A 12,269-nucleotide genomic window follows, 5' to 3' on the forward strand; every position below is an offset into this window, starting at 1 on the left:
TTTAAATATTATTAAACATATTATATTATACTAAAACTAAAACAACCACTCTAATTAGAAAACTCAATTGTTACATTAATCTCTTTTGAATCCCTTAGAAGTAGAATATCTCCACTTCCTTTTAAAAATGCAAGTTCTCTTTGAAGATCAAACTTATCTTTAAGTAAAACACCATTAAAAGAGATGATTGTATCCCCTGCTTTTATATCAGCTTTAGCGGCAAAAGAGTTTTCAACAATCTTAATTACATTTAATGTTTCATTTGACTCAAGATATACGCCGAGTTTTTTTGCTTTTTGTGTACCAACAGGTGATGCTGAGAGTATATAATCAGCAATTCCAGGCTCATGGCTTCTCATATTTAGAGTAATTGCATAATCTACAATACCTCGTCGCTTCATCCTACTTGGAATACCATATCCATACATAACATGACCATTTCCAGCTAAGACAGCCATATTATAATCTTTGTTTTTTTTCATATATTTAACAATATTCATAGCCATTGACTCATCCCATAGAAGTTGTGCATGATAAAATTCCTCAAAACTTTTAAAATTTTGGGATTGATGCATAGAGTATATTGATTTTAACTGTTGCTTGTATTTCTCATTGGAAAAATCTATTGAAGTAGGCACTTCAGAACGCTGCTCATCACTTAGTGCATCCAACCCCTCACTTACTACTATTTTTGTTATAGCCCTGTCTATATTAAGTGCAATAATTGGTATATGCTTATCTTTAGCAAAAAGCACAATTGGTCTATACAGCTCATAGTCATATTTCCATCTCTTAAAGTACTCGGTCTTTTTAAGCATCTCTTTTTCACTTATTGTTCCTGCAATAAATGCATCTAGAAATTTTTGAAATGGTTTTTGAAACATTTCCATGCCGATAGAGAGTTTTGGATTGTTTTTATACATAGCCTTAATTATCTTTAGTTGATTGAGATGACTTGAGAATTCAGTATGCATTTCCCCTATAAACACAACCTTTTTATCAACTATATCTTTAAAAGTATCGCCAAGCTTTTGTTTATTTGGTTTTTGTGCAAATGAGCCGCTATTAATTGTGTATATGATTCCATTTAATGATTCCTTAGTCGTTTTTTCAACAATTACTCCACCTTTAATAACTACTGTTGAGTATTTTCCTAGATGTTTCAGTTTATATAAAAAAGTATTAGAAATTTGCTCTACATCAAACACTGCGATAACATTTGAAGTGTTTAAAGGATTTTTAAACACTTCAATTTTCCCTTCACCTTCCATTTTAAAATTAATAGCAAACTTCTCTAGGAGTGAGTTTTTAGCACCAAATATTAAAATATTATTGTTTTTTATCTCTTCAAATGTTATTTCATCAGCATACTTAAAACTTTTATAGGCAAATATGATTTTAGAGAATTTTTTCTCATCATCTTTATCAATCACAACAAGAGTATTATCCTGAATAATTTTTGAAATAACAGGAGGAACTTCTCTTTCATCCAACTTTCTAAAAACTTCATAAGTCTCATCAATAACAATCTTTGTAGGCTCAATATCTAATTCTAAACGTTGTCTTTTTTTAGTAATATCTATTGTCGTATATAAGCACTCTTCATTTGAACAGACTGATATTGGCACAGAAGTAAGCTGCATGTTAGCCACTGTATCAAATTCAAGAATATATTTATCTTTTAAAAATATCAAATTAATATTATCAATTTTAATATCCAATGCCCCTTTGTTATAAACCCAAGTTATAAAAAAATCCAAAAGTTTTAAACCTGAAACCTCTTCAAATATTTCTCTAAGGTTCTTGTATGATGCTGTCTTATAAGGGTACATTTGAAATAGTTTTTTAACCCCTCTGTTAAATGCATCTTCACCTATTTTTTTCTCCAACATGTAAAAAAAGAAAGTAGCTTTTCCATATCCAATAGCATTGTTACTCTCTTTATTTTTATGAGTAAACTCAATAAGTGCGGTTTCATTGTTTTGATTTACGAATGAGTTATACTTCATTAATATATCTTTTCTATAGTCAGACGCTTTTGATTTTTGTTTTGCATAAAGGTAATCAGAGTAAAAAGTAGTTATCCCCTCTACCCAGTTTCCCTGATCTGGTGAATATACATAGCCACCAAACCATTGATGTGCTATCTCATGTCCTAACGAACTATCTAAAACAAAATCTTTACTAATAATTTGTTTTCCTATAAGAGTATATGTTGGCATAGAATACCCTGCAGGAAAAGGTGTTTCTACTACTGAGAAATTTTTAAAAGGTAGAAAACCAAATATATTATTATAAAGATTAAAATATTTTTCACTTCTTTGAAGATATATATTTGATAAATGTACGTCATAAGGATAAAGGGATGTAGAAAGAGTCAGTCCATCTTTAGTTGTTTTAGAGCTAACTACATAATTTTTTGATGCAATTAAATGAAGAGATTCCAGTGGATTTTCAAATATATAGTGTTTTGAAGTGCCATCATGAGTTACTTTAGTTGCTTCTATAACAGTTGTGATTTCAGAATTAGAAACTATGGTTTCATATTTACACATAATATCAATTTTAGGATACCAAGACTCAAGAAGTATTGCATCTGAACTGATTGGTTGAAAATTATGCGTAAACGTCATCTCTAAAGCTCTATTAACATCTTCTTTTATAAGGTAAGGGACATTTTCATTTACAGTTAGTTTTGCATTTTTAACACTCATAATATTTGCTTTTGTATCGAGCAACTTCATAGATGGGTGGTCACTTTCTATAATAGCATGACCTTTAAGTAACCCTTTCTCAATATCTAAATCAATCTCAAGCGTATATTTACATTCATGTGCGTAAATAGTAGATAACATAATTGTTGTAAGTAATAGCAATTTTTTCATTGTGTTTTCCTTTACATGTAAGAGTTGCTATTGTAGCAATAATAAGAATACAGAAGAGTATATATTAAAAATTATATATTGAATTTACATTTGTAAAATAAATTTGATATCCTATTCCTTTTACATTATTTATCAACTTTTTTGAAGTTTTTGCCCTGACTCTTCTTATGAATGTTCTAAGTCTTTCATCGCTTACATCTTCTCTCGGCCAAAGAGAAATTTTTATGTTTTCATCATTTATAACGCTATTCTTATTTTCGAGTAAAAGTGCAAAAAAAGCACTCTCTTTTTTTGATAATGAGACAAATCTATCATTTTTATAAAGACTATTAGTACCTTTATTAAAGACAAACCCTTCACTTAATGTCACCATTTTCGAGGCTATACTTTCAGATATGCTATCTATATAATCTAACAACTCTTCAGGGTCAAAGGGTTTTAAAAAATACTTTGTTACGCCAATATCTATGGCACTAAATAGCTTCTCTTTTTCACTAAATGCACTTAATATGATTATAGGGATAGTAGGGTTAATATCTTTTAGTTTTTTTGACATATCAAGACCATTAAGACTAGGCATATTAATATCTGTTATGACAATATCTGGAGAGTATTTTATAAACATATCTAAGCCATCTTCACCATCTTTCGCAATAATAAAACTTAAAAAATTATCTCCAATAGCATCTTTTAAAAGTCTTGCAATATTTTCTTCATCTTCAACAAGTAGAACTTTTATCTGTTTTAATACTCTATTTTTCATTTTTATCCAATGGTATTTTTATAATAAAATTTGTTATACCTTTTTTGCTACTCACATCCATAAAACCGTTTAATCCCTGTTCGCAAATCATTCTTGACATAAAAAGTCCCAGTCCAGTACCTTGACTTTTATGCTTAGTTGTAAAGTATGGCTCAAAAATTTTCTCTAAATTCTCTTTAGATATACCACCAGCATTATCTTTAACTTCTATTACCGCAAAACCATCATCTTTTTTAGTGCTAATGCTTATCTCTCTTATTAATATAGCATTATTTATAAAAGCATCTTTGGCATTGTTTATTAAGTTTATTATTACCTGTGTAAGTTCATTTTCTACTCCAAGAACTTTTATGTCAGTAAAGTCAGTTTTTACGCTTATCAAATCATCCTTAATAGAGTTCTCTAAAAGAGCTATAGATTCTCTTATGCTGTCGCTGATATTAAAATAGTGTTTCTCTTTTTTTGGTTTAAAAAAATTAGTAAAGTCATCTATAGTTTCTGACATATTTTTTATTATTTTTTTACTCTCTTTATAAAATTTTGTCAGATCATCGCTATTCTCATTTATTGCGGCTTTTTTTATGCTAAATATAGCTAAATTCAATTCAGTAAGTGGCTGTCTCCACTGATGAGCGATATTTGCCAACATCTGACCAAGACTTGCATGTCTAGACTGCCAAAACATTACACGCTGTTTCTCTTCATTTTTAGCTATCTCTTCTTTCACTATCAGTTCCAATGTTTTATTTAACTCTTGAAGCTCTTTTGTTTGCTCTTGTACTCTTTTTTCAAGAGTTTTATTTAACTCTTCATACTCTATCTCTTTTTTTAAAAGTTCATCTTTTAAAATAACCTCTCTGGTTACATCATATCTAATAGCAATAAATTCATCTATATTCCCATTCTCTTCGAGTATTGGAACTATCGTTGTATTTACATAAAATATGGAGCCATCTTTTGCTAAATTTTTAACAGTATCTTTATATATACCCTTAGCTTTTATCGTCTCCCATAAAATTTTAAACTTTGAAGCGTCAGCATCAGGATGCCTGATAATATTATGATTTTTTCCAATAAGTTCATCTTTTGAATAGCCACTAATTTTACAAAATTCCTCATTTACAAAAGTAATAATCCCATCAATATCAGTTTTTGAAATTATATTGCTTTTTTCTATTGCTTCTTTATATTGCTTTATCATTATCTCATTTTGTCTTTCATGTACTCTTGTATATTAACAAAAGATATAGGTTTAGAGTAGTAATAACCCTGAATATTATTACAACCATTCTCAAGTAAGAAATCTTTTTGAGACTCTTCTTCTACTCCCTCTGCAATTAATTCAAGGTTTAAACTATGTGTTAATGCTATAACCGCTCTAACAATAGCTTTACCATCTTCATCATCTGGAATATCATCAACAAATGACTTATCAATCTTTAGTTTATTAATAGGAAGTTTTTTAAGGTAAGAGAGAGATGAATAGCCTGTACCAAAATCATCAATTGCTATTCTTACACCTAAGTCACTTATCTCCTTTAATTTAACTATCGCCTCTTCTGGTCTCTTCATAATATCACTCTCTGTAAGTTCTAACTCTAACTCTTGTGCGTCAATAGAATACATCTGCATGCTGGCTTTTAAATGTTTAATATAATTTTGTTGTTCTAAGTGTTTCATTGATAAATTAAGAGAGAGTAGCCCTGGATTATAGCCTTCATCTTTCCAAATACGAAACTGTTTCATAGCAATATTCATAACTATATTATCAATTTCAACAATCATACCTGTCTCTTCTGCTAATGGTATAAATTTAAAAGGTGAAACTAGACCATTAATCGGGTGATTCCATCTAACCAAAGCTTCCATACCAGTAAGTTTATCATTAGTTGCATCTATTTGAGGCTGATAATAAACTACAAACTCCTCATTGTTAATTGCTGATCTTAAACTGGACTCCATAACAACTCTCTCCAACGCTAACTTAGTCATATCATCTGAATAAAACTGAATATTATTTTTTCCCTCATTTTTAGCTTTATACATTGCACTATCTGCATACTTAATAAGGTCCTCAGAATTTTTACCATCTTGAGGATATAAGCTTATACCGATACTGCATGTGACATAAAGTGTATGTCCACTTATTACCAATGGTTCTGTTAAAACTTTAATGATTTTTTGAGCTAGAGTAGATGCCGCAGCAGAATTCTTTAAATCTTCTAAAATGACAGTGAATTCATCTCCGCCCCAACGGGCGAGTGTGTCATTTATACGCATAATACTTTTTAGTTTTAAGGTTACTTCTTTTAAGACTTTATCTCCCATCTCGTGACCTAGAGAATCATTAACAATTTTAAAATTATCTAAATCTATAAAATATAGAGCTAAAATAGTTCCATTTCTTTTTGCTTTTTGAATTCCCAATTTAAGTCTGTCGTTGAACAGAGCTCTATTTGGCAGATCAGTCAGTGAATCATGTTTGGCTTGATAATCGAGAATGCATTTTTGCTCAATTATCTCCTCTTGAGCTTTTTCTTGCTCACAAATATGCTCTTTTGCTCTATTTTTTTCTAACACTATTTCTCTAAAGTTATCGGCATAACGACGAGAAGTTGATACTAAATAAAAGAAAACTCCAAAAATCAACAAGGCACCCATGTTATAAATATGCTCAGCATGCAATAACATCCAAATAAATGTTACAACAAGCATTCCTGCAAGGTATGAGATATAAATAGTGAATACTTCACCAATTGTAAGAATAGCTCCTGCAGCCAACGCAACAAGCATAGATAAAATAAAAAAATGATACTCAACTTCCAAGTTTTCTAAAAAAAATAGCGTTAGTCCAAATGCCGCACCGCTAAAAAACATACATCTAGTATATATAAACATCCATTTTTTAATATCTATATAGCTAAAAGGCTCATCTTTTATTTTATTAAATTTAAATGTTAACATAATTCGTCTAGTTAAAATTATCATATGAACTGCTACTCCAAAAAAGATAACAGACTGCGGTATTTTGTTCATAAATATCAAAGCCATCAATATTACGACTGCAAAGTGACCAAATATACCAATTTGAGAGTTAAGATATACTCGCTTCACAGCTTCTACGGTGACTATTTGATATTTATTTAAACTCATACAAACTCTTTATAATATTTTTTAATATAATAGTACAACTACTATAAAAATTTTATTAACAATAAAACTTATTTTAATTCACTCCAGTTGTTTCCAATGTTTATACTGGCTTTTAGAGGTATATGTAGCTCTTTAATATTCTCCATTATCTCTTTGAATCTATAACCTAAGATCTCTGCTTCATCTTCATATACTTCAAATATAAGTTCATCGTGAATTTGAAGAAGCATCTTTGCATTTAATCTTTCATCTTCTATCACTTTATGTATTTTATTCATAGATAACTTTATTAGGTCAGATGCACTCCCCTGAAATAGGCTATTTACAGACTCTCTCTCGTATGCCGCTCTAAACATAGGTGTAGCATTTTCATAATCAAAATATCTACGGCGTTTTAGTAAAGTTTCCACATACCCAAACTCCTTAGAGTTGTCTACAATAGAGCGAAAATATTTTCTAACTGTTGGGAATGAATCAAAATACTTCTCTATAATTTCTTTAGCCTCTTTAGTTGTAATACCTAAAGTCTCTGAGAGTTTTTTCTGTCCCATCCCATAAAGAAGGCCAAAATTTACTGTTTTTGCAACATTTCTTTTAGAAGCTGCTTCATCCTCACCAAAAAGTGCAATAGCAGTCTGCATATGAATATCTTTATCTTGAGTAAAAGCATCAACCAATACTCTATCTTGAGAGAAGTGTGCAAGAAGTCTAAGCTCGATTTGTGAATAATCTATACCTATAAGTTTTTTGCCGTTACCAGCTACAAAAGCTTCTCTAATTTTGCTACCGAGTCTTGTTCTAGTAGGGATATTTTGTAGATTGGGATTTTTAGAGCTAAGTCGTCCTGTTGCAGTTCCTGTTTGAACAAAAGAGGTATGAATACGGCTATCTTTATCTTCCCTACTTAACTTCAAAAGAGGTTCAATATATGTTGAATAAAGCTTATAAACTTCTCTATACTCTAATAATTTAGGGATAATCTCATGTTTGTCTTCTAGTGAGCTTAAAACTTGTTCGTTTGTTGAGTAGCCAGTCTTTGTTTTCTTGCCAACAGGAAGTCCTAGATGTTCAAAAAGTATAACTCCTAACTGTTGAGTAGAGTTAATATTAAACTCACTGCCGGCTAATGCATATATACTTTTTGTCAATTCACCCAAAGTCTCTTTTACATCAACCAAAAACTTCTCTAAAAATGCACTATTTACCTCTATCCCCTCTTTTTCCATCTTCAAAAGAGTTTTAATAAAAGGCACTTCTACATGTAGAGACTCCTCTATTAAATAATCTGCCCCTTGAAGCTCTAGCTTTTCTAAAAAAAGATTATAAAGTTTTAAAGTTATAAAGGCATCTTCAGCAGCATATTTACAAGCATCTTCAACTTCAACACCAGCAAAAGTCTCCCCTTTTTTCACTGTATCTTTAAAAGCCACCATGGTGTGGTTTAAAAGTTTATCTGCTAATTTATCAAGAGACAGAGCACTCTCTGGATTAATAAGCCATGCTAGTATCATAGAATCGGCATAGATATCTAAACTATCATCTCCTAAAAATCTAGTGACAAAATGCAAATCAAACTTGACATTGTGCCCAACTACTTTAGAGTTAAATATTTTTTTAATTGCTACCTTAGCATCGTCTAAACTGATTTGTTCTGGTACACCTAGATAAAAGTGAGCAAAGGGAACATAATAGGCTTCTGTATCATTAAAACTAAAACTAAAGCCAACTAGATTGTCTTTTTCATAATCAAGACCTGTGGTTTCTGTGTCAAAAGCTACTATTGTATCTCTATCCAAGGTGCTTAATACTCTATCTAACTCTTTCTCGTCAGTTATCAAAGTGGCTTTAAAGTTCAATTTTCTAGTCTCTTGTATCTCAACTTCTACTTTTTTAACAGCCTCTTGATGTGTAAGGTTGCTAACCATATTTTTAGCATGAAGAATTCTTAAAATAGCATTTTGCTCATACTTTACAAGCTCATCATAAATATTTAAAAATGGGTGTTCAATATCCATTTTGTACTCTTCAAAATCAAACTCGTCAAGCACATCATCTCTTAGTGTTACAAGCTCTTTTGACATGTAAGCACCCTCTTTTGACTCTATAAGCTTATTTTTAACACCTGGCGGCTTTATTTCATCAATATTTGCATATATATTATCTAAAGTTCCGTACTCAACTAAAAGTTTCTCAGCCCCTACTTTACCTATCCCTTTAACACCAGGTACATTATCGGCCGAATCACCTAATATAGACTGGTAATCTATAAACTGTTTTGGTGTTACACCGTATTTATCAAAACAGGCATCTTCATCCATGCTCTTTCTCTTAATAGCATCTACTACTACAACCTTCCCATCATCTATAAGTTGGTAAAGATCTTTATCATGTGATACGACTCTAACATCATAGTTCTTCTCTCTTGCAAAATGCGTAACAGTAGCTATGATATCATCAGCTTCAAACCCAACTTTACCAAGAGTTTTGTACCCCATTTTGTCTATCCACTCTATTGCAATTGGGAGTTGCATTGTAAGTTCTTCAGGTGGTGCTTTACGATTTGCTTTGTAGTTTGGGTCAATCTCATTTCTAAAAGTATTTCCCTTTGTATCAATTGCAAATATTATATAGTCACTGTCGTGCTGTTTTTGAAGCGTTGATATAAAGTTTGTAAAACCTGTTAAAAGTCCTGTAGGGAAGCCGTCTTTGTTTTTAAGGTGGGAGGGGAGTGCATAAAAACTACGAAAGAAAAATCCAAATGTGTCTATTACTGTAACTGTTTTGCTCATATATGTCCTATTACTCTTGTGTTTCTTTAACTTTTATCTCAATTCCTAAATCGATAAACTTTATTATCAAGTCATCATTAAAAATAATAGTTCTTTTTTTTACTTTTTTTATTAAATCAGGATACTTATGCTTTATGTATCCAACACAGCCACCATTGGCATAACTGGAAATTAAAATATTCACTACCGGCTTTTTAGCAAATGGTGTAAAATTTTTAAAATTATTCTTATCAAACTCATAAACATCAACAATATCTAAAACAAATGCTGTTAAAGAATTTTGAATGCTTCCAAAACAAGAGACAAAACCAGATATCTCTCTTGATACTAAAACAACATCTGCTAAAAGTAACATGTATCCATCAAATTTGATTTTTTCAAGAGTAGATATCTCTTTTTTAATTACTTTTTCATACTCTGCATAATTTTCATCCGAAGGGTCTATTTTTTCTCTTAAGCCCTGAATTGCCATTCTTTGAAGCAATCCTTCTTTGTACGCTTTATAATGATATTTATTACTCATGTAACTGGTTCTAAAGTGTCAATAATATCATCTACTGAATCTTCTAATAGCTCATGGTTATAACCTGCATCAAGTGCTTTTTTAAGTCCAAAGTTTATCCCCATCTCACTTAAAGGTTTGTTGACAGGTATGATTGTTTTTACTATATTTAAAGCTGTTGAGTACTCTCTAATTTTTTCAGGAGCAGCTGATGGGTTATCTGAATATCTAATCATCTCTACAAATTCTTTATCAAATCCCCAATGCTCAAACACTAATGCTGTAACTTCACCACATGTAACATCTGAGTAAGATTTTTCAACCATTGCTAAATTATTTGATGTCTCCACTTCACTTGCAAAACTAATTGCTTCATCACTTTGAATTACATCACTTGCTATTAAAATCTTCCCAGTCTCTTGTAAAAATGCTGCCAAATATAGTGTTTCAGCCTTCTTTTTGTCTACTTTTTTATACCAATTGAGTATTAAAGTAGCTTGAAGCAATGAAATATCTGCAAATTTTTCTGATGTAATCCCATATGGCTTCATATCAACATTCAGAAGCTTTCTGATTGAGTTTCCTATAGCTATAGAGCGAGTCATTCCCATACCAAAAAGGCTTACAGCCTGAGAAGCACTTTTTATCTGTCGTGCGAACCCATACAGCGGGGAGTTTGCAGCTTTAAGAAGATTCGCAATTATCATAGGGTCGTGTTCTATCACCTTTGACAGATCATTTATAGTAGAGTTTTCATCAGCATGTATTCTATTGATTTCCACTATTGTTGTTGAGAGCGGAGGGAGTGCTTTAATGCTATCAATAATTGAGCTTTTCAAAACAAGAACCTTTTTTAGGGATATTATATCATGTAAATATAAATTTTATTTAGTATGGCACTCTGTTAGTGTTTTATCAGCTCTATTAATATAATCATATCCGTTGTAGAGAGTATGAATACCATAAAGAATCACAGCAAACGAGGAGAGACTCATCATCATATTTCTAAAGCTTGTTGAATTAGACAAAGATGTTAAAAAGCCAAGAGAGAACATTGCAGGTATTGTACTTAATCCAAATATAGCCATGACAAAAGCACCATATAAAGGGCTAGCAGTACTTGCAGCAGTAATTGCAAAAAAGTAAACAAACCCGCATGGTAAAAGACCGTTGAGCATTCCCAAAATAAAAAAACTAATATTTGATTTTGAGTTTAGCACTTGCTTAAACGCATTTTTATAAAAAGGTGAGGATGAGATAGAGTGTTCAATAAGAGTTAAAAATTTTATCTTTCCCATAAGTGAAAGTCCAGCTAAAACCATTGCAATTCCGGCTACTATAAGAAGTGTTCCATTTGCTGTATTGTTAAAGGTAACAACACCTCCAAGCCCTCCAAATATAGCACCGAGAATAGAGTATGTAAAGACTCTCCCAAATGAGTAAAGAAGATGCGCTTTAGTTTTAGAAACTTTTGAGCTTTGCGGTTGTATTTTTATTGTTGAATAAGCCAATACAATACCGCCACACATCCCAATGCAGTGACCAAAAGAGCCTAAAAAAGCAATACTGATAATAGATATAATATTTACTGTTTCCATATAAGTAGTTAGTTCCCTAAAAGATGTTTTTTTATACGCGGATTTTTAAGAGTCTCCCCTCTTAGCATTCTTAAACGCATTGTAGCAAAATCTACATGTAAATCTTTTTTAAACTCATAAGCACCAAATCCGTAACCCATAGGTGTATCATCTGTAAGTGAATAAAAAGCACTTCTTGCATCTATCCACTCTTTAGTATCTCTACTCATAACCCAAATCTTTGCATCAGATTTAAACTCTTTATCTTCTATCCATTTTATCATGCCGCCGTGGTCATGAAAAAACCAACTCTTTGCACTTTTTGATACCACTTGCGATGCATCTCTTAAATCATTGATTACCATTCCACAGTCACTATCTTGAAAGACACCTACTTTCATCTCAATTGGTGCTTGATTTGTATTTCCTTCTTTTATAACTATCATCTTATTTGTTGAAGCAAGAGATAAAAACAGTGTAACTATCATTAAAACTAAAACTACTATTACCAAAAATGGCATCATATTTTTTATCATCTGAATAAACTCCTAATTATTTGGAAAATCAAACATAATAATAGTAAAATTTGATAAACTAAAT

The 12,269-nt window shown here is 31.2% G+C and carries 9 protein-coding genes; all 9 read right to left on the reverse strand.

Annotated elements, in window-relative coordinates:
- Nucleotides 1–50: 50 nt before the first annotated feature.
- Entirely contained in the window at nucleotides 51–2,885 is a 2,835-nt protein-coding gene (locus tag HUE87_RS07505) for a ChaN family lipoprotein (protein ID WP_194365582.1), read from the reverse strand.
- A 64-nt stretch (nucleotides 2,886–2,949) separates the two neighbouring features.
- Nucleotides 2,950–3,648 carry a response regulator transcription factor gene (locus HUE87_RS07510; protein WP_194365583.1) on the reverse strand — a complete coding sequence of 233 codons (699 nt, stop codon included), beginning with the start codon at nucleotides 3,646–3,648 and terminating at the stop codon, nucleotides 2,950–2,952.
- A complete protein-coding gene (locus HUE87_RS07515) occupies nucleotides 3,638–4,849 on the reverse strand; it encodes a PAS domain-containing sensor histidine kinase (RefSeq protein WP_194365584.1) in 1,212 nt (403 codons plus the stop codon). The genes HUE87_RS07510 and HUE87_RS07515 overlap by 11 nt, the downstream gene beginning before the upstream one ends.
- Nucleotides 4,849–6,801 (reverse strand): putative bifunctional diguanylate cyclase/phosphodiesterase, encoded by a 1,953-nt coding sequence (locus tag HUE87_RS07520; protein WP_194365585.1) that lies wholly within the window; start codon nucleotides 6,799–6,801, stop codon nucleotides 4,849–4,851. The genes HUE87_RS07515 and HUE87_RS07520 overlap by 1 nt, the downstream gene beginning before the upstream one ends.
- Before the next feature lie 68 nt (nucleotides 6,802–6,869).
- Nucleotides 6,870–9,590 (reverse strand): DNA polymerase I, encoded by a 2,721-nt coding sequence (polA, locus tag HUE87_RS07525; RefSeq protein ID WP_194365586.1) that lies wholly within the window; start codon nucleotides 9,588–9,590, stop codon nucleotides 6,870–6,872.
- Between the two features lie 10 nt (nucleotides 9,591–9,600).
- The gene (locus tag HUE87_RS07530) at nucleotides 9,601–10,113 is read right to left on the reverse strand and encodes a hypothetical protein (protein WP_194365587.1); all 513 of its coding nucleotides are present in this window, start codon (nucleotides 10,111–10,113) and stop codon (nucleotides 9,601–9,603) included.
- A complete protein-coding gene (locus HUE87_RS07535) occupies nucleotides 10,110–10,931 on the reverse strand; it encodes an HDOD domain-containing protein (RefSeq protein ID WP_194365588.1) in 822 nt (273 codons plus the stop codon). Before HUE87_RS07535 ends, HUE87_RS07530 begins: the two co-directional genes overlap by 4 nt.
- Nucleotides 10,932–10,976: 45 nt before the next feature.
- Nucleotides 10,977–11,690 (reverse strand): sulfite exporter TauE/SafE family protein, encoded by a 714-nt coding sequence (locus HUE87_RS07540; protein WP_194365589.1) that lies wholly within the window; start codon nucleotides 11,688–11,690, stop codon nucleotides 10,977–10,979.
- An 8-nt stretch (nucleotides 11,691–11,698) separates the two neighbouring features.
- Complete coding sequence (locus HUE87_RS07545) at nucleotides 11,699–12,205, reverse strand: hypothetical protein (RefSeq protein WP_194365590.1); 507 nt, start codon at nucleotides 12,203–12,205, stop codon at nucleotides 11,699–11,701.
- Nucleotides 12,206–12,269 lie beyond the last annotated feature (64 nt).

This window comes from Candidatus Sulfurimonas marisnigri (assembly GCF_015265475.1).
Lineage (GTDB): Bacteria > Campylobacterota > Campylobacteria > Campylobacterales > Sulfurimonadaceae > Sulfurimonas > Sulfurimonas marisnigri.